The 22,860-nt window shown below is 60.1% G+C and carries 19 protein-coding genes and 2 pseudogenes; 7 read left to right on the forward strand and 14 right to left on the reverse strand.

The window, feature by feature from the left end; all coding sequences use genetic code 11:
- Window positions 1-148 precede the first annotated feature (148 nt).
- Window positions 149-700: pseudogene (locus AC3EA7_RS10565) on the forward strand (transposase); the annotation flags it as partial.
- A 76-nt stretch (window positions 701-776) separates the two neighbouring features.
- Here the strand turns inward: AC3EA7_RS10565 and AC3EA7_RS10570 are convergent.
- Window positions 777-1,619, reverse strand: a complete 843-nt coding sequence (locus AC3EA7_RS10570; protein WP_488614016.1) for a glucosaminidase domain-containing protein — start codon at window positions 1,617-1,619, stop codon at window positions 777-779.
- A 147-nt stretch (window positions 1,620-1,766) separates the two neighbouring features.
- Here AC3EA7_RS10570 and mgsA point away from each other — a divergent pair, with 147 nt between their 5' ends.
- Window positions 1,767-2,150, forward strand: coding sequence for a methylglyoxal synthase (gene mgsA / locus AC3EA7_RS10575; RefSeq protein WP_488614017.1), 384 nt, complete (start codon window positions 1,767-1,769; stop codon window positions 2,148-2,150).
- A 177-nt stretch (window positions 2,151-2,327) separates the two neighbouring features.
- On the opposite strand, the pseudogene arsB reads toward mgsA, so the two are convergent.
- From arsB to AC3EA7_RS10600, 5 genes and pseudogenes are all read right to left on the reverse strand, one after another.
- Window positions 2,328-3,116, reverse strand: a pseudogene (gene arsB, locus AC3EA7_RS10580) (ACR3 family arsenite efflux transporter).
- The gene (locus AC3EA7_RS10585; protein WP_488614018.1) at window positions 3,113-3,484 is read right to left on the reverse strand and encodes an arsenic resistance protein; all 372 of its coding nucleotides are present in this window, start codon (window positions 3,482-3,484) and stop codon (window positions 3,113-3,115) included. Before AC3EA7_RS10585 ends, arsB begins: the two are co-directional and overlap by 4 nt.
- A gap of 12 nt (window positions 3,485-3,496) precedes the next feature.
- Window positions 3,497-4,555, reverse strand: a complete 1,059-nt coding sequence (locus tag AC3EA7_RS10590; protein ID WP_488614019.1) for a permease — start codon at window positions 4,553-4,555, stop codon at window positions 3,497-3,499.
- A 342-nt stretch (window positions 4,556-4,897) separates the two neighbouring features.
- Window positions 4,898-5,137 (reverse strand): thioredoxin family protein, encoded by a 240-nt coding sequence (locus AC3EA7_RS10595; RefSeq protein WP_488614020.1) that lies wholly within the window; start codon window positions 5,135-5,137, stop codon window positions 4,898-4,900.
- Window positions 5,138-5,167: 30 nt separating this feature from the next.
- Window positions 5,168-5,566, reverse strand: a complete 399-nt coding sequence (locus AC3EA7_RS10600) for an ArsR/SmtB family transcription factor (protein WP_488614021.1) — start codon at window positions 5,564-5,566, stop codon at window positions 5,168-5,170.
- Between the two features lie 465 nt (window positions 5,567-6,031).
- Between AC3EA7_RS10600 and AC3EA7_RS10605 the strand changes: the two genes are divergently transcribed.
- Window positions 6,032-8,947: a GAF domain-containing protein gene (locus AC3EA7_RS10605; RefSeq protein ID WP_488614022.1), complete on the forward strand. Its 2,916-nt coding sequence runs from the start codon at window positions 6,032-6,034 to the stop codon at window positions 8,945-8,947.
- Window positions 8,948-9,004: 57 nt separating this feature from the next.
- Here the strand turns inward: AC3EA7_RS10605 and purN are convergent, their stop codons facing one another.
- Both purN and purD read right to left on the reverse strand, forming a co-directional pair.
- Window positions 9,005-9,658, reverse strand: a complete 654-nt coding sequence (purN, locus tag AC3EA7_RS10610) for a phosphoribosylglycinamide formyltransferase (RefSeq protein WP_488614023.1) — start codon at window positions 9,656-9,658, stop codon at window positions 9,005-9,007.
- Window positions 9,655-10,911, reverse strand: coding sequence for a phosphoribosylamine--glycine ligase (gene purD / locus AC3EA7_RS10615; protein ID WP_488614024.1), 1,257 nt, complete (start codon window positions 10,909-10,911; stop codon window positions 9,655-9,657). Before purD ends, purN begins: the two co-directional genes overlap by 4 nt.
- A 232-nt stretch (window positions 10,912-11,143) precedes the next feature.
- Between purD and AC3EA7_RS10620 the strand changes: the two genes are divergently transcribed.
- The 4 genes from AC3EA7_RS10620 (at window position 11,144) to AC3EA7_RS10635 (ending at window position 13,740) form a co-directional block, all read left to right on the forward strand.
- Window positions 11,144-11,488, forward strand: coding sequence for a DUF6883 domain-containing protein (locus tag AC3EA7_RS10620; RefSeq protein WP_488614025.1), 345 nt, complete (start codon window positions 11,144-11,146; stop codon window positions 11,486-11,488).
- 18 nt (window positions 11,489-11,506) lie between these two features.
- Complete coding sequence (locus tag AC3EA7_RS10625; RefSeq protein ID WP_488614026.1) at window positions 11,507-11,737, forward strand: DUF4926 domain-containing protein; 231 nt, start codon at window positions 11,507-11,509, stop codon at window positions 11,735-11,737.
- A gap of 13 nt (window positions 11,738-11,750) precedes the next feature.
- On the forward strand, window positions 11,751-12,380 hold the full coding sequence (locus tag AC3EA7_RS10630; RefSeq protein ID WP_488614027.1) for an NAD(P)H-dependent flavin oxidoreductase: 630 nt from the start codon (window positions 11,751-11,753) through the stop codon (window positions 12,378-12,380).
- Window positions 12,381-12,957: 577 nt separating this feature from the next.
- Entirely contained in the window at window positions 12,958-13,740 is a 783-nt protein-coding gene (locus AC3EA7_RS10635) for a DUF4058 family protein (RefSeq protein WP_488614028.1), read from the forward strand.
- A 16-nt stretch (window positions 13,741-13,756) separates the two neighbouring features.
- Here the strand turns inward: AC3EA7_RS10635 and AC3EA7_RS10640 are convergent, their stop codons facing one another.
- The 6 genes from AC3EA7_RS10640 to AC3EA7_RS10665 all read right to left on the reverse strand — a co-directional run bounded on the left by AC3EA7_RS10640 (window position 13,757) and on the right by AC3EA7_RS10665 (window position 22,749).
- Window positions 13,757-15,430 carry an ABC transporter permease gene (locus tag AC3EA7_RS10640; RefSeq protein ID WP_488614029.1) on the reverse strand — a complete coding sequence of 558 codons (1,674 nt, stop codon included), beginning with the start codon at window positions 15,428-15,430 and terminating at the stop codon, window positions 13,757-13,759.
- 72 nt (window positions 15,431-15,502) lie between these two features.
- The gene (locus AC3EA7_RS10645; protein ID WP_488614030.1) at window positions 15,503-16,636 is read right to left on the reverse strand and encodes an extracellular solute-binding protein; all 1,134 of its coding nucleotides are present in this window, start codon (window positions 16,634-16,636) and stop codon (window positions 15,503-15,505) included.
- Between the two features lie 367 nt (window positions 16,637-17,003).
- Window positions 17,004-19,742, reverse strand: a complete 2,739-nt coding sequence (locus AC3EA7_RS10650) for a GAF domain-containing protein (RefSeq protein WP_488614031.1) — start codon at window positions 19,740-19,742, stop codon at window positions 17,004-17,006.
- A 20-nt stretch (window positions 19,743-19,762) separates the two neighbouring features.
- Window positions 19,763-20,338, reverse strand: coding sequence for a SpoIIE family protein phosphatase (locus AC3EA7_RS10655; protein ID WP_488614032.1), 576 nt, complete (start codon window positions 20,336-20,338; stop codon window positions 19,763-19,765).
- Complete coding sequence (locus AC3EA7_RS10660; protein ID WP_488614033.1) at window positions 20,335-20,766, reverse strand: anti-sigma regulatory factor; 432 nt, start codon at window positions 20,764-20,766, stop codon at window positions 20,335-20,337. The genes AC3EA7_RS10655 and AC3EA7_RS10660 overlap by 4 nt, the downstream gene beginning before the upstream one ends.
- A gap of 546 nt (window positions 20,767-21,312) precedes the next feature.
- Complete coding sequence (locus AC3EA7_RS10665) at window positions 21,313-22,749, reverse strand: IS701 family transposase (RefSeq protein ID WP_488614034.1); 1,437 nt, start codon at window positions 22,747-22,749, stop codon at window positions 21,313-21,315.
- Between the last annotated feature and the right edge of the window lie 111 nt (window positions 22,750-22,860).

Consider the following 22,860-nt stretch of genomic DNA (forward strand, 5'->3'; position numbering starts at 1 on the left):
ACTGAGAACCACGAACTGATAGAGCGATCAACCGAAATCTGGACAATCAAGGACGTGAAGCGGCAGACGTTGGCTGAGCCTGTTGAAGCCAACGTCTGCCGCTAGAGCCTGTTATGCACTTCAGAGATAAACGTGGTATGATTTCAGCATGACACGTCAACCCTCTCCACGCGATGGGAGCGACGAGGAGGGGGCCTTCGTCGCTCCCTCCCTGACCTTCAGACCGACGACGCCCCGCAGCGCGACCACGCGCTGCGCGAAGTCTTTAACGGATTGCGCTGGATCGTCCGCACGGGAGCGCCCTGGCGCATGCTGCCCAGCGATCTGCCGCCGTGGTCCACCGTCTATCAGCAAACCCAGCGCTGGCTGAAGGCCGGGGTCTTTGAGACGCTCGTCCATGATCTGCGCGCGGATCTGCGCGCGCTGTTGCGTGAAATCGAAGGGCGGACGCCGGCGCCGCGTGCGGCGATCGTTGACGCGCGTACGATGCAATCGCCCCCCCTGCCCCCCCCGCAGGGGGGGAAAGGGGGGGGCGCAGCGCGCGCCGGCGCCGCGTGCGGCGATCGTTGACGCGCGTACGATGCAATCGCCCCCCTCCCCCCGCAGGGGGGGCGCAGCGCGCGCCGGCGATGACGGGCAGCAACGGCGCACGGGAAGCACGGTCCACGTGGCGGTTGATCCGCTGGGCCAGTTGATGGCCGCGATGCGCTGAGCCTGCCGAAGCGTGGTCGTCACGCCCGCCAACGAACCGGAACGCGCACCGCAACGTTCCTGTGTTACGATCCTTCCGGCATCACATCCCCGTCCTCGTCGGTGGGTCTGCTCAAGTCGAGGGTGGCAGGTCCATAACGCATGCGGCGCGCAAGTGCGACGATTGATTGACCATACGTTGTGCCTGGTACTGCCCACCTGCCGTTGAGTCCCAGGATGGTCGGTGCAACGCCGCGCAGTGCGGGCGACAGCGGTCGCACGGCGAGCGCTGTGGCGATCAAAGCGCGTTGCGCCTCATTCGCCTGGTCGTCGGTGAGGGCGTATGCCAACAGACGCCCCAGGTGTGCCGGAACGGCGTGTTCTGCCCAGGTCGAGAAGCTGATACCGCGCTCCCAGCGTTGCCGTTGCGTGTTGTACGCCCATCCGGTCGGGTCGGGCGGCGGGTCGGCGCGCCACTCGCCGGTGACGCCGATGCCGGCCGGGTTACGCTGCGGGCGCAGGCTCCAGAAACTGGTCAGATGACCGGTTTCGTGCGCCATCTGCGCCAGCGCCAGGAACCAGTCCATGCCGGCCATGTCGCCGATGGAGCGGTAGGCGCCGACGATAACGCCGATGTCGAAGGCGGTGTAACTGCGGTCGGCGCGCGGGATGAACCAGTTGATCGCCAGGGTCTCTGTTCCGGTAGCTGGGCCAACGAGTGGCGCATCGTCCAGGATCGGTGGAAGGTCGCCATCACGGGGTGGCGGTAGGGGAACCGGCGTGTCGGACGGCGGAGGGGACGCGGCTGGCGCCTGCACCAGTGGAAGGTAGACCTGGTATGATGAGCGTTCGTCGGCGTGACTGACGGTAATGGCGGAAGCGGCGCAGGCCAGGACGGATGCTTTGAGGAACTGACGACGCGTGATCATGGTAATATCCTATTGTGTGTCGTTTCCGCCATGATCGTACTCCCGACGCCGGTGTGTTTCCAGTGCTGGAGATTACAGCGTTGTTGCTGCCATCTGAGCGGTGTATGATACGCATTCGATGGCTCAATATCCACTGAGGAACGAGAGGTGACGATTCGGCAACCAACGCTGGCGCTGATTGCGCATGATCGTAAGAAGGATGATATGGTGTTGTTCACGCTACGGCGTCGCGATATGCTTGCCAGGTATCGCCTGGTTGCTACCGGCACAACCGGTGAACGTATCGCGCGAGCGACACGTCTGGAGGTTGAACGGATGCTGTCCGGTCCGATGGGGGGTGACGCACAGATCGCAGCGCGGGTCGCACAAGGAGAGATTGACGGTGTCATCTTCCTGGTTGACCCGCTCTACGCTCATCCGCACGAGCCGGACATTCAGGGATTGTTGCGCGTGTGCAATCTGTACAATATTCCGCTGGCAACGAATCTGGCGACCGCCGAACTTGTCGTTGCCGGTCTCGGTGCTGTGTGAAGTCCTTGAGAGCCTATCCGACAACTCGCCGATCGGCGTGTGGTCGGGTAGGCGAAGGCATTGCCTTCGCCTACCCGACGATCTTCTCTGGCTCTGTGGAGTGGCGGGGTGGTTTGGAGTTTCGTATAGAAGGCGTCACCTTCGCCTACCCGACGATCTTTTCCCGATAGGCGCTTCTTACGCGCCGGGATCGTTGACCGGCGGCGGGCATCCTTCTGCTGCCGCAGCGATGATGTGCGGATCGGCGGGTTTCGCCTCCGATGCGAAATAGCGACGCTGGAAAAAGAACGCGACATTGACCAGCCCGATCATCACCGGCACTTCGACGAGCGGACCAATGACGGCGGCAAAAGCAGCGCCGGAGCTGATGCCGAAGACGGCCACCGCGACGGCGATGGCGAGCTCGAAGTTGTTGCTGGCAGCGGTAAAGGCGATAGTAGTGGTCTTTCGATAATCGGCGCCGATGCGATATCCCATCCAGAAACTGATCAGGAACATCAGCACAAAGTAGAGCAGCAGCGGAATGGCGATGCGCACGACATCGAACGGTATCTGGACAATGAGTTCTCCCTTGAGACTAAACATCACGACAATCGTGAAGAGCAGTGCGATCAGGGTCAGCGGGCTGATGCGTGGTACGAAGTGTCGTTCGTACCATTCCGCACCCTTGATGCGCCGGAGGACGAAGCGGGTCAGAAAACCGGCAATCATCGGGATGCCCAGGTAGATGAACATGCTTGCCGCAATCTATCCGATGCTGATCTAGACGATACTGCCCTGCAACCCGAAGAGCGGCGGCAGGACGGTAATGAACACCTAGGCATAGACGCTGTAGAACAGCACCTGAAAGACGCTGTTGAACGCGACGATTCCCGCAGCGTACTCGGTGTCGCCCTTTGCCAGTTCGTTCCAGACGATGACCATCGCAATGCAGCGTGCCAGCCCGATCATGATCAGCCCGATCATGTACTCCGGTAGTTGTGCAGGAACAGGATCGCCAGCACGAACATCAGGACGGGTCCAATAATCCAGTTTTGCACCAGTGATAATCCCAGAATGCGGACATTGCGGAACACTTCCGGGAGTTCTTCATAGTGCACCTTGGCGAAGGGCGGGTACATCATGAGGATCAATCCGATTGCAATGGGAATGTTGGTCGTCCCCACATTAAACCGGTCGAGGAACGTTTCGATGCCGGGAATAAAATAACCGAGTGCAACCCCGACCCCCATTGCCAGAAAGATCCTGACCGTCAGAAACCGATCAAGCAGCGATAGGCGCTTTACAACACCGCCATGTGATGGCGCCTGCGTTGCGGTAATCGTCTGAGCCATTCCTGCCTCCTTTCAGATCACCAGATTGAACACATACCCGATTGCGACAATCCCCAGCGCCACGATGCCGATAAACGTCGCAATCAGACGCGGCTTCAGCACCCGGCGCAGAATAATCATTTCGGGCAAGCTCAGCGCCACCACAGCCATCATGAATGCTAGCGCCGTGCCGAGCGCCGCCCCCTTGACCATCAGCGCCTGAATAACCGGCATGATCCCGGCAGCATTGGTGTAGAGCGGCACGCCGAGCAGCACGGCTGCGGGAACCGACCACCACGCATCGCGCCCCATAATGTCCGCCATTGCCTGCTCAGGTACATAGCCGTGAATACCCGCACCAACCGCAATACCGATGACGACATACAGCCAGACCTTTCCGACAATTTCGCGGGTGCTCTGCCACGCCGCAGCGAAGCGCTGATGCCACGTCAGTTGCTGGTGTGCGACTGCCCCGCCGCCGGATCGAATCTGCCAGACGAAATCCTCGACATGGCGCTCCATGCGCATCCGACCGATGATTACCCCCGACGTAATGGCGATTGCCATCCCCGATGCCAGGTAGAGCGCGGCGATCTGCCAGCCGAATATGCCGAAGAGCATCACTAGCGCCACTTCGTTCACCATCGGCGCGGCAATCAGAAATGAGAAGGTGACGCCAAGCGGAATGCCTGCCTCGACAAATCCGATAAAGAGCGGCACGGCGGAACACGAGCAGAATGGCGTCAACACGCCAAGGCCGGCTGCCAGCATATTCCCGACCCCCTCGCGTTTCCCTGCCAGCATTGCGCGGGTGCGTTCCGGGCTGAAGAATGAGCGGATGGTGGAAATGATAAAGATCATGCCGCTGAGCAGCAGCAGGATCTTTGGCACGTCGTAGAGGAAGAAGGCGACTGCTTCTCCCAGATGTGATCCGGCTTGCAGCCCAATGATCTCATATGTCAACCAGTCTGCCAGTCGCTGAATGCTGGTATATGCGACGCTCCACAGCGCGGCTGCGCCGGCCACGAGCAGCCATGCGCGGTGGTTGGCGTTGTTTGCCTGTTCTGCCGAAGAAGAGATTGCCTGTGCCATAAATGACGACCCTTCGTTATGAGTCCACTGCACAAAGGCTTAACCACAAAGGACGCGAAGCGCACGAAGGTGAATAAAATGAAGCGCATTTCCTTTGTGTCCCTTTGTGACCTTCGTGGTTGCTTTTTGCAGTGAAGTCTTATATGCAAGAATCTGCATACACTGGAGCAAAAAATACGCTCTGCCATGCGCGACCTTATGCCAGGACGACCCTGTACCAGGCACAACCTTGTGCGGGGATGCGCGTATACGTTATGTCTGTGCTTCAATCAGCGGAGAATCGGCGCAGTACGCCCATCCTTTGGCAGCGCCATGACGCTGCCCCCGATACACCCGTCATGTTCATCCCTGCGCCAACCACCCGGCGATCTTAGACTCGCTGGGAATGCGACCGGCGGAGACCAGCGTGTCGTTGATCACCAGCCCCGGGGTTTGCATAATGTTCCAGCGCATCATCTGCGCGTAGTCGGTGACCTTTTCGATAGCGGCGTCGATGTTGCGTTCTGCAATGACCCTGGCAACAACTGATTCCAGCCGTTTGCAGTTTGCACAACCCGATCCGAGAATCTTGACAGAAACCATTCGTGTTCCTCCTGATGATAGTTCAGCGTGTCAGCGCCTGAATCGGTGCACTTTCGAGCGCGAGCAAGCGGACGCTGCGTCCTCCTCCGCAGAAGTGCGGGCGCCTGAGTCGGTATCCCTCTCTGTGACCCCTTGCGCGCATGCTTCTCCCAACGCAGGAAAGGGGGCGCTGCCGGTCATGGCATGCGCCAGATCGATCAAATCCAGCACTTCGGGCTTGGCGATACGGTAAAAGATGTTCAACCCGCAGCGCCGATCGGCAATGATGCCTGCTTTGCGCAGTACTGCCAGTTGCTGCGAGATGTACGCCTGCCGCATATTCAGCCGCTCTTCGAGCTGGCAGACGCACTGCTCTCCCTCGCGCAGCGCATCCAGTAGCGCAATCCGCAATGGATGCATCAATGCTTTGAAGATCCGGGCCTCGCTCATGAACGTTGTCTCATAAATCCGCATAGGCACAGTATATGCAAGATTTTGCATAGAAACAAGTAACAGGTGTTAATGTTCTATTGCGGTTTGGCTATTTCTTGAGTGGACGACGGTATGCCATCTTCCCGCGTAGCCCCTGATCCTGTGCATGTGGCAGCCCCACCGGGGCTTGACTGACCTGAGCGAGGGGTTCTGAACATCGACAAATAATCCGGCATTCGCGCTGCGCCCGGCGGCTGAAGCGCGGGCTACGGTTGCGAAGCCTGCCTTCACAGGCTCTGCCGGATTCTTGATGTAGCCCGCAGCGGCAGGATGCCGTCTGACCATATCATGACCGGACCCCATGTTCAGGCGGCAGCCTCGTCGTCCCTCATCGAGGCGACATAGTTGCAGATCGCTATAGACGGATATACAATAGCCCAGGAAGAATAGTTGTCCGTATAAGGTTCCTCAACGTACCGTAGCATGATCGAACTGGCACACATCCTTGCTGTTGATGACGATGCCAGCGTGCGACGCATGCTGCAGATTCTGTTGACGAACGCCGGTTATCGCGTGTCTCTTGCGAGTACCGGCGAGGAAGCTCTGGCATATCTGGAACTGGTCACACCCGATCTGGTGCTGATGGATGTGTCCCTGCCGGGACTGAGCGGCCGACAGGTCATGGAGCGGATCAAATCCGATCCGGAGCGCCCCTTCATTCCTGTCATCCTGATTACCGGTCATGATGACCAGGAGTCAAAAGTGGCGGCGCTCGACGCCGGCGCCGACGACTTCCTGGTCAAGCCTGTCGATCTGACCGAACTGCTGGCGCGGGTGCGCGCAATGCTGCGGTTGCAACGCAGTCAGCGTTCGTTGCGCGCTGAGCAGCGGAAAACCGAGTTATTGCTTCATCTGACGCGTGAACTTGGGACGACGCTCGATCTTGATCAGTTGCTGACTCAGTTCCTCAACCGGCTTGCCGATGCCGTCGGTGCGGTGCGTGCCAGCATTCTCGTGCTTACCGGCGATCAGCCGCGCTTCTTTTCCAATACGCGCAATCGACCAACCATTCCCCTGACCGACATTTTGGGGCAGGGTGTGGCTGGATGGGTGCTGCACGAACGCAAGCCGTTAATTATCCATGATACGCGCGAGGACTCGCGCTGGATTGCGGTGAATGCCCAGCAACGCGCGGTGCGGAGCGTCGCCGCTGTGCCGCTGGTGCGCGAAGGACGCGCCCTCGCTGCGATTACGCTGGTGCATCACACACCTGGCTACTTCACCCATGACCATCTGGAGTTGCTCAATGCCGTGGCGGCACAGAGCGCGATTGCGCTCGAAAATGCGGAATTATTCCATCTGACGCGCACACAGCGCGATCTGCTCGAGCGTCGCGCCGAGGAGCTGCAACGTATCAATCAGATCAGCCGTCACCTGACGGAATTGATGAGTCCCGATCAACTCCTTCGTCTGGTGGTGCATCTGATTCATCATACCTTCGGCTATCCGCTGGTCGTCGTCGCCTTGCGCGACGATGAACGCCTGGTATTGAGCGCCGCTGCGGGCAGTACGATTATTGAACAGGCCGTTGGGTGTGCGATCCTGCCCGATGCCAGCGCTACCGGACGGACGATTACTCAGCGTGAGCCGTATCACGTCGCTGATTTTCTTCAGGCCGACTGCTACCCGCCGGTGGGGGTGGAGCGCAGTGTGCGTTCGGAACTGGCAGTTCCCATCCAGACGGCGCGCCAGGTGTTTGGTGCGCTCTCGGTGATGGCGTACATTCCCAATGCGTTTGGCGATGCCGATGTGCGTCTGCTTTCGACGCTGGCAAGTCAACTGGGCATTGCGCTCGATAACGCGCGCCTGTTCAATATGGAACAGCGCCGCGTGCGTCAACTCGGCATGGTGAATACTCTGTCGATTGCGATGACGGCGCGCCTGGATGCAGCCGAAAATCTGACCATTGCCACGCATACGATCGCGTCGATTTTTGAAGTTACGGCGTGCGGCATTGTATTGACCAATCCTCGCGTCCAGCACATGCGGCACGCTGTGTTTGCAACGGATGCTGCGCGTGACCGTCTGCCCTGGCGATTCCTTGCTGAAACGGTCGTCCTCTCCGGTCCGCAGGTGGTGTCGGCAGACGATGGGTTACTGGCGCCGCACGCTGCTGATCTTGCTGCGACGGGAGTGATGGCGTTGGCGTTGGCGCCGTTGCTGACGGGCGGTAAGCAGATTGGTCTGATCGTCCTTGATATCAGTGGTCACGAACGACAGTTTCAGTCAACCGATCTGACGCTGCTCGAAACCGTCGCCAGTTTGCTGGCGCAGGTCATCGAAAACGCCTGCCTGTACCGCGAGGTGGAAGACGAACGTTCGACCCTGGGCGCAGTGCTGCGCAGCGCTGCCGATCCGATCCTGCTCATCGATCCGCAGAGTCGTCTGGTGCTGGCGAACCCTGCCGCCGAACAGCGTCTGTACCTCACCGGGGCGATTGGCCGGTTGGTTGACGATGCGGTTGGTAACCGCGACTTGCTGCGCGCCTTGAAAGCCCCCTCCTCGAATGGTCAACCGGTGATGGAAGTCACCCTCGCCGACGGCGCGACGTTCAATGTCAGCGTTGCACCGGTGCGTGGCGCCGACGATGTTTCCATCGGGCGGGTGGCGGTGATGCAGGATATTACTGCGCTCAAAGAACTCGAGCGCGCGGAGCAGGAACGCTTACGCGCGACGTTCCGGCGCTATGTGTCGCCACAGGTGGTCGAAGAGGTCATGGCGGGCGGCGGTGAGTTTGGCGCGCCGCAGGAGTGCGACATCGTCGTGCTGTTTGCCGATATTCGCGGTTATACGTCGCTTGCCGAAGGTCTGGCGCCACAGGTGCTCGTGGATCAGATCCTCAATCGGTATTTCACGGCTATGACCGAAGCGCTCTACCGACACGGCGGAACAGTCGATAAGTTTCTGGGAGATGGGTTGATCGGCGTGTTCGGCGTGCCGATTGCGCGTGACGACGACGTGCCTCGCTCGCTGCACGCGGCGGTCGATCTGCAACTGGCGTTCGCCGCTCTTCGCACTATCTGGCGTCGCGATCTCGGTCTCGACCTTGGCATGGGTGTGGGAGTCGCCTATGGACCGGCGCTTGTCGGCAATATCGGGTCGCCACAACGCCTTGATTACACCGTGATCGGCGATGTCGTCAATACGGCCAACCGTCTGAGCGGGCTGGCGCGCACCGATCAGATTATTGTGTCGCATCGCCTGGTCGATGCGCTGCCGCCAGGGTATGACCTTCCCTGGCAGGCGCGCCTGATCGGTCCGGTCATGCTCAAGGGCAAGCACGAACCGCATATGGCGTATGAGATTGTCTATCAGATTGCGGTATCCGGTAAGGCGTGATCTAGGGTCTGGGCATGAAGTGTCGGGCGGCAACCGAGCAGTCGGCGCATCCGCCGCTTATCGTTCGTTGCGACGCGCCAGGCGCGCGACGACCTCGACGATCAGGCGGTGCTCGACCTGCTTGATGCGCTCGTGGAGCGTTGCTTCAGTGTCGCCGGGCAGGATCGGCACTTCGACGCGCGCCAGCACCGGTCCGTCGTCCACGGCTGGCGTCACGCGGTGAATGGTGCATCCGGTGATTGGCAGGCCAAGGCGCAGCGCATCGGCGACGACGTGCGCGCCGCGCAATGCGGGGATGACGATGCCGCGCGAGGTGGTGAACGTGTCGCCGCCGTCATCGGGCAGGAGCGCCGGGTGCTGGTTGATGACCTGGTTGGGAAAGCGGTCCAGGAAGACTGGCGATAGCACGCGCATAAAACCGGCCAGAACGATCAGATCAGGGGTAAATGCTGCCGTCACGTCCGCCAGGCGGCATTCCCATTCTTTGCGCGCGGCGGGATCGCGCGGTTGGCGCAACGGAACGAATGCCGCCGCAACGCGATGCTTCAGTGCGCGCTGCAACCCATAGGCGTCGGCGCGGTCGCTGATCACCAGAACAATCTCGGTATTGCCGAGGTCGCCGGTTTGCTGAGCATCGAGCAGCGCCTGAAGGTTCGAGCCGCTGCCGGAGACGAATACCGCGACGCGATATGGGGTTGTCGGGATATTCATTGGATTGCCCTGGCGCCAATGTCACGGCGGTACTGCATACCCGGAAAGGAAATTCGGTCCACTGCTGCATATGCGCGTGTCAGCGCCCCGCGCAGTGTGGCATCAATGCCGGTGACACCGAGCACACGCCCGCCTGCTGTTGTCAACTGACCATTTTTCCACGCAGTGCCGGCGTGGAAGATCAGCACATTCGGATCATTGATGGTCTCGATGCCGACGATTACATCGCCGCGGCGCGGTGTGTCGGGGTATCCTGCTGCTGCCAGCACAACGCACGCTGTCGCCTCACCCGTCCAGCGCAGCAAATCGTCGGACAGCGTTCCATTCCCGGCGCTGGCCGCAAGCGCCGCGAGCAGGTCGCCCTCCAGCAGCGGCAGGATCGCCTGTGTCTCCGGGTCGCCGAAGCGCGCGTTGAACTCCAGCACCCGCGGTCCGTGTTCGGTCAGGATCAAGCCGGCGTAGAGTGCGCCGCAGAATGGCGTTCCCGCTCGTTTCAGCGCGCGCAGCGTCGGCAGGATGACCTGCGCTGTCAGATCGGTAACATCGGCGGGTGTGAGGTGCGGCGCGGGAGCGTAGGCGCCCATGCCGCCGGTGTTCGGTCCGGCGTCGCCGTCGCGCAGGCGTTTGTGATCCTGCGCTGGCGGCAGCGGCAGCGCACGCTCGCCAGCGCACAGCGCAATCAGCGACACTTCCGGTCCACTGAGGCGTTCTTCGAGCACCAGGCGCGCGCCGGCGTCGGTGACGCTCAATGTCCGAATCGCATCCAGCGCGTCGCCGACCGACTCGGGGACAATCACCCCCTTGCCGGCGGCAAGCCCGTCGGCTTTCACGACCCACGCTCGTCCGGTGGCGCGCACAAAATCGGCTGCTTCGTTGGGATTGTCGAAGATGCACGCTTCGGCGGTTGGAATGCCCGCCTCGATCATCAGCCGCTTGGCGAAGGCTTTGCTGCTCTCGATCTGCGCCGCTGCCGCAGTGGGACCAAAGACCGGAATGCCCGCCTTCAGGCATGCGTCCGTCAGACCCGCCGCCAGCGGCGCTTCGGGACCGACGACGACCAGCTCGATCCGCTCGCGTTGCGCAATCTCAACGAGGCGCGGGATGTCCAAAACCTCGACCGGCAGATTGCGCCCGACACGTGCCGTGCCCGGATTGCCAGGCGCAACGAAGAGCGCGTCGATGAGCGGCGACTGCGCCAGTTTCCATGCCAGCGCGTGCTCGCGCCCGCCGGATCCAACAAGCAGAACATTCATCGTATCGACCTCTCGAACCAGGATCCGGTATGATTATAGCACCAGGAAGCGGGGCGATGCGGCGGTGCGCTCCTGTAGCGCTGTGTTGACCACGTTTCTTGAAATAAGGTTGACGCGACGACGCAAAGGTGCAAAGCCTCGCAACGAATGACAATACTCTTTTCTGGCTCGACAATCCCAGAATGCTCGTGTATACTGCTCGCGCATATGCATAGTCCATTGTGAGCATGTTGTGCCATCTCTCCAACTACCCAATAAGTCGAATGCCTACATCCCGCCTCGTAAGCTCGCGGATTATTTGCTTTCAGAAACGCACGCCGTTGGAAGATCAAAAGCCAGATACTTGCGCTCGCTTGGACTCGACGAAACAATGGTAAGCGCATTAGAGCAAGGTTTATTGGAAATTGCACGGTTAGGGCAGGTAAAAGAACGGTTGGACTTGCCACACGGAGTAAAATATGTAATCGACGGATCTCTGGAAACACCACGTGGAATTCGTGTCCAGATGCGAACGATATGGATAATAGAATTCGGGTCTCAGGCGCCTCGTTTCGTCACAGCGTACCCGATGCAGTAAAAGAAGGATGACCGTGAAATGATACGAGAACTGGACGCTGTCGTTCTGACGAGAGATTTAGACACGTATGGACTGAAGCGAGGTGACGTAGGAGCGGTTGTGCATTGTTACGCGGATGGGCGGACTTTTGAAGTGGAATTCGTCAGCGGGGAAGGTAGGACCATTGCTGTGGCAACGCTTACCGAAGCGGACATCCGCCCGATGCGTCGTGAAGAGATACTGCACGTGCGCGCTTTGACGCCGGTATAAGCGAAGTTCCAAATTGCTGGCGCGCGTGAAGGCGTGGGGTGCGAAAATCATCGCCTCAGCGACCACCATTGACGAGGCGCTCTGGCTCGAAGCACACGGGGTCGATGCCATCATTGCGCAAGGTCTCGAGGCAGGCGGGCATCGCGGCATGTTCCTGGTAGATCTCAGTACGCAAGTCGGCACATTCGCGCTGGTTCCCCAGATTGTTCAGCGGGTCAGGGTTCCGGTCATTGCATCTGGCGGCATCGCAGGTGCGAGGGGTGTTGCGGCGGCGCTGGCGCTCGGCGCAGTGGGCGTGCAGGTCGGCACGGCGTATCTCCTCTGTCCAGAGGCGACGACCGGCGCCGTGCATCGCGCTGCACTGAAGAGCGAGGTTGCCCGCCATACCGCAATTACGAACCTTTTCACCGGACGACCGGCACGTGGCATTGTGAATCGCCTCATGAGAGAACCTGGACCGATCAGCGACGCTCCACCGGCTTTTCCCTTCGCTGCTGCCGCCATCGCACCCTTGTGCGCCAGGGCTGAAAGTCAGGGTTCCGGTGATTTCTCGCCGCTCTGGTGCGGCCAGAATGCCAGCGGCTGCAAGGAGATCCCGGCTGCCCAACTCACGCGGGAACTGGCTGCTGGAATTGCAGGGTAGCTCCACTGCGAGGTCTGAATGTCCAGGGTGAGGTTGATGGCTTGATATGCGTGCCTTGTCAGACGGGAGCGAACAAGGCAGGCGACGCCGCTCACAGTGGTCTTTGAGTCGTTAATCCGGTATCGCCCGGCGCCCGGTTTAGCCCACACGGGCACGCTTCGCTTCCTGTAGCCTGTGACTTATGATACTAAGAGCCTATCCGAAAAATCGCTGACTGAAGTGCGACCGGGTAGGCGAAGGCAATGCCTTCGCTTACCCAACGAGCTTTTCCGGATAGGCTCTAATGCGCGGTCATTCGTACAATACTGCCGGTGCGCTACGGGCGAAAGCCCTCGCTGAGGACATGAAAGCCCCGCTGGGGCTACTGAGAAGGCGGGCTTTGCAACCGGAGCCTGCGGCTTCAGCCGCCAGGCGCAGAGCGAATGCCGAATTATTTTGTGCATGTTCATCACGTCCGCGCGTATGCGCCTGTCAGGGACGATGCAGCCACTGCTGCTCGGCGCTGTGCTGTGGTTCCTGACGAATCCCGAAGGCAACTGGTATAATTGGGGATGATGCCAGCTCGAAAGGACGACCTGTGCCCCACCCGTTTCCTGGTATGAATCCTTACCTCGAAGCGCCGGGCCTCTGGCCTGATGTGCACAACCGTCTGATCGTCAGCATCGCCGACGATCTGGCGCCAGTGCTGCGTCCACGGTACTATGTTGCAATCGAGGAACGCACCTATCTGGCCGAACCCGAAGACGCGGCATTTGTCGGTCGGGCGGATGCCGCCGTTGTGACGCGCTCTGCTCAGCCGGTAAGCGTATCTGTTCCTTTTCAAGAGTCGGGAGGGGTGGCGGTTGAGGTGGCGTTGCCCGACCTGGTGCGCGAGTCGTATCTGGAGGTGCGCGCCGCAACTGATGGGCGGGTCGTGACCGTTATCGAAGCGCTGTCGCCTGCCAACAAGCGTTCTGGCGAAGGGCGCGCGCTCTATCTGCGCAAACGTCTTGCCGTGCTGGGCAGTCTCAGTCATTTGGTCGAAATCGACCTGCTGCGCGCGGGTGAACCGATGCCGGTGCGTGGATGGACAGGCGTGAGCGACTATCGCATACTCATCAGCCGCAGCAACCAGCGTCCGCGCGCGCTGCTCATTCCCTTCAGCGTTCGCCAGCCAATTCCGCGCTTTGCCGTACCGCTCGATGCGGATGCGACCGAACCTGAGATCGACCTGGGGGCGCTACTGCACGTCATCTACGAACGCGCCTCCTTCGACCTGCGCATCGATTACCGCCGAGACCCCGAGCCGCCGCTGACCGGAGACGATGCAGCCTGGGCAGACCAGCTTCTGCGTCAGAGTGGACTGCGCCAGGATCACTGATGCACCCTGCTGATATTCAACTGTGGGAAAGCACTTTCTCCATCCCCGCCTGATGGCGCATGACGACCAGCAGGGTGATGACCGTAACGATGATCAACGCAAACGCCGGCGGCGCCGCCTGGGTATGCACCGATTCGCTGGCAGCCACCCAGATGCGCACCGGCAGGGTATCGAAACCCGGTGGACGCAGAAGGATGACCGTTGGCAATTCCTTCATGGCGGTCACGAAGCAAAGCACCCAGCCCGCCAGCAACCCTGGCGCTGCGACCGGCACGGTCACATGCCGGAACGTTTGCAAGCCGTTATTCCCCAGTGTGCGCGCTGCCTGCTCCAGCGACGGCGACACGACGCGCAACGCCGATTCGTTGGCAGTCACCGCCTGCGGCAGCAAGCGGAAGACAAAGCCGGTAACCAGCACGATGAGCGTGCCGTAGAGCATCGGCATCCAGCGGTTGAACAGCAACACGAAACTCAGCCCGATGATAATCCCCGGCAGTGCAAACGGACTCTGGCAGGCGGCAAGCAACAGATTGCCCCAGCGCCCCGGTCGGCGGACGGCGACGAGCGCCGGGAAGATGGCCAGCGCGATGGCGCCGGTAGCGGCGGCGGCGGCAAGCCCGACGCTGTTCACTGCATAGCGCAGCACGCCGGCATTGTTGACGCCCCAGATCCGATCAACCTCGGTTGGGAAAAGCCACCCCTGCAATGTCAGTCCGCTGAGCGTCAGCAGCGGCAGTCCAAGAGAAAAGAAGGTCAACAGACCGACCGCCAGCAGTGCCAGCGGACGCCAGCGCCCCAGGCGGGTCAGCCGCCGAGGTTGCCAGCGGGTGCGCGTCATCCGGCGTTCGCGGCGCGCCAGCCAGGCGGCGCCGTAGAGCGCCGGCACAGCCATTCCGATCAGAACGAAACTCAGGATCGCCGCTGCCGATCGATCAACCTGACCGGCGAATTGCTGGAAGATTGCCAGGGTGAAGGTGCGGTAGCGAAGCATCGCCACCGTGCCGAAATCCGAAAGCACGTAGAGCGCCACCAGCAGCGCACCGCCAGCCGCTGCCGGCAGCGCCAGCGGCAACACTACGCGCCAGAGGGTCTTCCAGGCCGAAAGACCGGTGATGCGCGCCGCTTCTTCCAGCGATCGGTCGAGGGACCGGAGTGCCGCACCGACCGGAAGAAACACATATGGGAACACACACAGACTGATAACCATCGTAGCGCCCCACAGATTCGTGATCGGCGGCAGCGGGAATGTCCCGCGAGCGAATCCCAGCCATTCTACGGCAACCTGATCAATCACCCCGCCGCGTCGGAAGAGGATCAGCCAGCAGATCGCCGCTACATACGCCGGAATCGCCAGCGGCAGCGCCAGCACCACCCGCCACACTCGCGCTCCCGGCAGATCGGTGCGCTCGACCAGCCATGCTGCGCCGAAGCCGAACAGGGTGCTGAGCGCCACTGTCGTCGCGGTCAGCGCCAGCGTGTTGCCGGCCAGAACTGGAATCTGCCGGGACCAGAGGCGTGTCCAGATGGCGGCGTCCGCTTCGAGCGCCCGGATCAGAATGTAGGCAAGCGGGATGATCGCCAGAACGCCGACCAGCGTCGCCACGATATGCAGCGCAGCCGATGACGAACGCCATACGACCATCGATGCGCGCAGCGTGTGCGCAGCGGGGAGAGGAATCGTTCGTTTCATGTGATGATTGGCGACGGCTGGAAGGGCGAAGGCACTGCCTTCGCCCTTCCAGGCGACTTTTCAGACACGCGCTTACGGCATACCCACCTTCTGAACCAGCGCCCGCGTCGGCTCCAGTTCATCCCGCAGAGTCTTGAGCGGGAATGGGTTCAACTTGAATGAACGAAGCGGCGCAACTCCTTCCGCCAGTGGAACGTCAGGGACGATGGGATATTCATAGTTTCGCTCGGCATAGATCTTCTGTCCATCTGGCGAAAGCATGAAATCGACGAACATCTTCGCCATCTCCGGGTTGGGTCCGCCCTTGACGATCCCGGCATTGGTCGAGTTGACCATCAACCCCAATCCGCCATCTTCCTGATCGGGATAGACCACGCCGACCGGCGCGCCTTCCGCTTTGGAGAGATGGTAGTAGTAGTGGTTCACTAACCCCAATTTCAGTTCACCCGCGCCGACTGCCTTGCGCACATCGGTGTGACTGCCAAAGAACTGCGTGTTGTTTTCCAGCAACCCCTGGATGAAGGCTTCCGTCGTCGCTTCGCCAAGGTTATTGCGCATGATGACCAGTTGCGCCATCATCGCGCCATTGGTGCTGTTGGCGGAGCCGAGAACATCCTTCCATTTGGGATCCGCCAGGTCAACCATCTTCTGCGGCAACTCTTCAGGCTTGACCAGATCGGTATTGTACATGATAACGCGAGCGCGGAGCGTCAGTGCGACCCAGCTGCCGTCATCGGCGCGGTAATCCGCCGGAATCGCCATCACCGCAGGCGAATCGTTCGGCGCAAAGACCCCTTCAGCCGCCAGGTTCTCCATGGTCAGAATGTCGGAATTGATCAGGACATCCGCCTGCGGATTGGCGCGCTCTTCGAGGATGCGCGCCGCCAGTTCGCTGTTGCTGCCGTTGAGCACTGTGACCCTGATGTCGGGGTAGACGGCGTTGAAGGCTTCGATAACCGGTTTGAACAATGCTTCGGCGCGCGTCGTGTACACGACGACTTCGCCCTTCGGGGCAGCGATTGGCGCCGCAGTGGGTTGTTCGGGTGCAGTCGTTGGCTCAGCAGGCGCCGTCGTTGGCGCCGCAGCGGGTTGTTCGGGCGCCGTCGTCGGGGCGGCGGCAGGTTGCCCGCCACAGGCTGCGATCAGCGCGACGCTCATCGTGAGGAGCAACAGACGAAACCTTAAAAGCCCTGGCATCCGGTGCATGGTGCATGTGTTCCTTTCCAGACAGTGGCTACGACTGTCTCACATCTGACAGACCAGTGGCGTCGTCAATCAACCGCGAGGTTGTCGGCGACAGGGACGCGCAGCGCGCCAGCGAGTGATGAGCAAAGGTTAACCTGTGGTGTTAGATTACCCTAACATCAAAACTTTGTCAAGTTTCATCTGGCAGAATAGTGAAAACCCGGCGTCGATGCACGTTGCTGGGGGAAAGGGCGACCCGCAGATGGATGGCGCGGCTTCACAGCGATCAGACCACGTCTGAAGCAGCAGGCGGGGATGATCGTCGTCAGTGGCTCACCGATGCGCGTTCTTCGGAGAACTCCTTGCGTCGCATTGCCGATTTCGGGGATCAGGACGCCACCGGCAGCACGAAATGAAAGACGCTGCCTTCGTTGATCCGGCTCTCGACCCAAATACGTCCGCCGAGGAGCTTGATGAGGGGTTTGACCAGCGACAGACCGAGACCGGTGCCGCCGGCTTCGACCTTGAGCGGATTCTCGGTGCGGTAGAAACGCTCCCAGATGCGCGGCAGGTCTTCTGGCGCGATTCCAACGCCGGTATCGCGCACATCGATCTGCACATAGCGACCAGGGCGCAACCCATCGCGTTCCTCCTCAGGAATCGCATCGGCGGTGATTTCACGCGCCTCGATAGTGATCGACCCGCCGCGTGGCGTGTACTTAACCGCATTCGATACGATGTTGAAGAGAATCTGATTGAAGCGGCGAGCGTCGGCGCGCACGAGCGGCAACCCGGCAGGAATGCTCAATAACAGGTGTTGCTGCCGATCCAGAATTTTCGGTTGAAGATCGAGCATCACGGCGCTGAGGGTTTCCGCGACGTGGATCGGACGGATCTCAAGTTCGACGCTTCCCGTCTCGATCTTGGTGATGTCGAGCAGATCATTGATGATTGCAATCATGCGTTCGGCATTCGACTGAATAATGCCGAGGAACTCTCTTTGCGTTTCGTTGATCGGTCCCAGGCTGCCCATCGCCAGGAGTTGGGTAAACCCTTTGATCGATGTCATCGGCGTGCGCAACTCGTGCGAGACGGTGCCGATGAACTCGGTCTTGAGCCGGTCAGACTCGACCTCGCGCGTGCGATCGCGGAACACGGCAACCGCGCCCATGAGCGTGTCCTTGCTCGAAATCACCGGATCGAGCGTAATGCTAATGGTGCGCGGACCGATCTGGAACGTTGTCGAGAGGGTACGCGGTTGATGCTGTTCATCCCACGGATTGTTCAACAGGTCATCGAGCGACAATTCCTCGACGCGTCGCCCTAGCAAACGTCGCAGCAGGTCCCCAAGATCCCAGGTCACCAACTCGCCGATAGGACGATCAAGGATTTTCTCGGCTGCCAGGTTCGCCGTCAGCACCGAACCACTCCGGTCGCAGACGATGACGCCATCCGAAAGGCTTTGCAGAATAGCAGTGCTCTGGCTGACCGCCTGTTCCTGACGTTGTTGCATTTCATGGCGGTGAAGGTACTGCTGTTCCATCTGCTGGTACAACTGGGCGTTATAAATGCCGATCGCAATCTGGTTGGCGGACGACGTCAGCAGGCGTAAGTGTTCCTCGCGGAAATAACCGGTCTGTTCGTGAGAGAGCACCAGAACACCAAGGACTTCGTGGTGCGCAATGAGCGGCACAGCGATCATCGAGCCGCTCCGTTTTGCCGACGAGTCGTCGAGTGGCGGCGGCACCCAGCGCGGGTCGGACGCAACGTCTGCCACAATCAGCGGCTTCCGATGTTGCGCCACCCAGCCGACGATGCCCTGTCCGAGCATGAAACGTGTATAACCGATGTCGCTGTTTTTCCCCAGCACTGCGCGATCAACCAGTTGTTCGATTTCCCGGTCGAGCAGCATGATCGATCCGTGGTCAACGCCGATCAGTTTCGCCAGGGTCGTGAGCGAGTTGCGCATAATGACATCGCCGTCGAGCGAGCTGCTGACCTCGATCGCGATAGTGTTGAGCGTCTCGAGGGTATCGCGCTCGATCTGCAATTCACGAGTACGTTCGGCGATCCGTTCCTCCAGCACCGCATTGAACGCGCGCACTTCCGCATACAGGCGCGCATTTTCCAGCGCAATCGCCGCCTGACCGGCGACTGAGCGGACAAAATCCTGTTGGGAACGATCGCCGAGCGTATGCTCTTCACCCTGACAGACGATAATCCCCACAATGCCGCGCTGTGTGACGAGCGGCACGCCAAGCACCGCATGGCCTGGAAAATGCCAGCCATGCTGGTCGTGTAATGCCGGTTCAGCCACAAAAAGGGGTTCTTGCTGCCGAAGCATCTGAATGACCAGGTCTTGGGCGGCATCGAGCGGCACAGAGCGGATCTCCGGCGCCGGAGCGCGGTGGCGCCAGACCATGTCAAGCCGGGTGGCATCCTCGGAGATGAGCCAGATATCAACGACGACCGGCGCCAGCACCTCTGAAAGTGCAGCGCTTATCTGCCTCAGGTGCGTTTCGCGGTCGAACGTGGACGACAGATCGTGCGCCAGTTGATTGAGCCGGGAGACTTGCAGCGTTGTCCGATCCGTGACTTCCGCATCGCGGTAGAGGCTTTCGACCAGCATGCGGGTTTCGTTCAGTTCGCTCAACACCGTATGCGCTGCGTTGACCCATCGCTCAACGAGCAGGGTAATGGCGTGATCGATGAGATCATCGAGCGCATCGAGAAGTCGGTAGAAGATATCGTCCTGCGACTGCTGTGCATCAGCTTCTATCGACTCGCGAAACAGCGCACGGCGGCACATGCTGCGCAGCCGCTGGAACAGCATAATCTGGCGGGGCAGGTCGTCCTCGCCGATCGTGCTCCGCAAGGCGCGCAGCGTCGTCAGGCACTCGTCGAGCGGACGTTTATCGCCGTCTGCAGCAGCGATCAACCCATCGTACAGCGCCGCCAACACGACCTTGCGCTCATCGGGATGCACGGTGATTGCTTCGCCGTTTCCTGTAGAAGCTTGAGAGTCTGGCGCGAACAGATCATCACCCGCAGCAATCCAGAGCGGCAGAAGGGTCGCGCGATTGGCGCTCAACCAGTGGGTCAGATGGGTTGATGTCGTGTGCTGCATAGCGGTGCAAAGACGCAGGTTCAGGTCTGAATAACGACTACTGTGGCATCGTCGGACTGTTTGCCGTAGATTTGGACGATCTGCTCTGCCAGCGCCTGCGGCGACTGACGAATATCGAGATGCAAATCCTGAGCGAATTGTGACGACACGCCATCACTGTACAACACGAACAGATCGCCTGGGTCATACGTATACGTCAGTTCGAGCAAGGTCGGCAGGCGATATCCGAGAATGCCGTTCTTCGAGATCGGCTTGATCGGTTTGCGGCTGTAGACATAGATACCGATGTTGCCGACGCCGATGTACGATGCGTTGCTCTGGATCGGGTCGAGCCGCAGCAACCCGACAACGGCGCCGCGTGTGGTGTGCAGTGCTTCGTGCGAGATGCGGATGAGCTCCTGAAGTGGGCGTTCGGCACGCTCGCGGAAGATGGTTTCCGCCAGACGCGCCGCGCGCGCCGCTTCTTCGCCGCCGCCCAACCCATCGACAACGGCTGCAAGGATGCCGCTGCCGTTCAGGGGTGTCACCATCCAGATGTCGCCGGAGATCGATTGACCCTGCTTGGCGCGATTGTATGCTCCCCACGCGATGTTCATCGGCGAACCTTTCCAGGCCCGCCGGGGCGTTTGCCGGGCCACTTCACTGCGCGCACGCGCGTCCCCACGCCAACCGTCGACTCGATGGAGAAGTCGTCCATCAAGCGTTGAACGCCGGGAAGACCTGCGCCGAGCGTCTGTGCGGTGCTGTAGCCGTCGCGCAGCGCCAGCGCAATGTCGGCGATGCCGGGTCCCTGATCGCGCGCCTCGATTGCGATGCCCTGACGACCGTTGTCTTCGACGCATTCGATCATCAGTTCACCGCTGCCGGCGTGCGTCAGAATGTTGCGCGTGAGTTCCAGAACCGCAATTTCAATGCGCGTGCGGTCGATGTCGTCGAACCCCAGGGCCGTCGCCATATCGCGTGCGCGCCCCATTGCGACATACACATCGACCTCTCGCCTGACAGGGCAGACTATCGCCTCCATCTGAGTGTACTCCTGCGTTTGTTTGAGCGCCAGTGCACAGCGTTACAGTTTGCTGACACACAGCGCAGCCGCGCCTTTGGTCCCATGCCGTGCGTGCATTCCCGGCTTGCGATTTACTGCTCCTTACCGGCGCGGTCTGCTCCTAAGTATATCAGTATAGCCGAGGAGCGTGATCAGAGTCGGATCGAAATGCATTCGATATTGACGCGAAATGGGAAAGGGGGGTACGAGGCGGGGGGCGAACCGCGAATGGCGCAGAGTTCCTGGCAAGCCTTTCGGATGCATCACTCGCCTGGGCAGTGGGCTTTGGTGCGAGCGCGGTTCGGCAGGCTCACCGCAAGGGGCGTTATCTTCCTATATGTGCTCTTCTTCCCGACTCGGCGCGTTCAGTGCATCGCTCGTGGGAGAAGGAGTCTGGGGGATGAGGGGATAACAGGCATCAGGCGCGCCCTCTCTTTTGTCGTATCGAGGAAGTGTTGCGACCGGGCAATCATAGTCAAAACTCAGATAATCGCATCGAAAAAGGAAAACGACCTGCACTTAGTATTACAGCGCAAGGTTGGGGGCGAGAGTAACCAATTGAGCCACTTTCGCCTTGCGATGAGAGCGATAAGCGACGAAATTGCGCTTCTGGTAATAACGCACCCGATCTAAGGCGGCCTGACTATCCAAGACAGGCGCTGGCAAGACAGCGGCCAGCAAGAGACGGACTTGATAAATCGTGAGGGCGGGCGCCCGTTCCTGAAAACGAATTCTCAAACGAACCAGGAAGTGATGCGCGAGAGAAACCAGGAGCATATGATGATGCCATCCCAACCAGCTGCGCATCTCGTAATGGTCCATTCCGACTTCGCCTTTGGCTTCTTCAAAAATGGTATCGATCGGCCAACGCATGCCGCTCAGGCGGACGAACTCGCTCAGCGGCGTAGCGGCGGGAGCATTGCTGAAGTAGTATTTGATCACCGAAGGGTCATCCAGATTGCGGCGGATGATCAGCCACACTTCGCCGGCAGGCAAATTGCCGCGCGCTTCGATCACACGCAGGAAGGCAAACTCACACGCAATCGGTCCTTTACTGCCTTCCTTGATCACGGCTTGAACCCAGTCTTGTTTGGGGATGTCTCTCACCAGGTCTTTGACTTGAACAGGACGTTGGTTGACAGAACGCAACCGCAGGCGAGTGGGGCGACGCCCTCGTCCCTTCCATTGGGGAATAGAGACTTTGGGTTGGGTGCGCCAAATCGGAGTCGTACTCTTGATTTCGGTGAAGTACCACTTGCCCAACTCGGCCACTCCATCCCGAAAAGTGGGCGAATCCCCGTACAATTCGTCCGCCGCCACCCAGGAAAAGGGCAAACTACCCCGTTTTTTGGCTCTTTGGAGCAACTCCAGCCCGATTTCCGGCTTCGTCTTGTATCCCAGGTCTTCTGGAACGCCGCATGCCTGGCGGCGCTCGGTATGCTCCGCCTCAAACCACTCAGCGGGCATGAACAACTGCCCTTCGATCAAACTGTAGCCCTTGCGGCTGGCATACCCCAGGTAAACCCCCACTTGTCCATTCGCCACCTTGCCTACCGAGCCACAGTATTGTCGCGCCACGCCCACCGAATCATCGCCCTGCTTGACCGTGCTCGATTCGTCAATCAGCGCAACGCCGTCTTCCTCCCCCAGCGTTTCCCCCACCATCTGCTGGTGAATGCCAATCACAGGCTCCACTTCCCACGGGCTTTGCCCCACAAAGTATTGCAGACTTCGCACTTTCTTCCCCAAACCCAGCGCCATCTGTTCGACATGCTTGCGCTCGGCATTGCCCAGCAAGCCGCGCACATAGGCTGTACTTTGCCTCGATTGCTCTACTCGTCGAAAGGCAGGAGCAACCCGTTCCATGTAATCCGTCAATTCTTCCGAAAATCGCTCAACGTCTTCTTTGCTCAAATTGCATTCGGGCGCCGGGCAAGGTTGAGTTACAATTTCCGCGGGCATGGTGTTCTTCGTCTCCTTCCTAATTGATCGTGGTGGGAGAAAGATACCATGCCTTCTTGGTTCCAGACTACTCAACCTGCCCGCTTGCAACTTTGCGCTGTAATATTAGAG

The organism is Roseiflexus sp. (assembly GCF_057785375.1).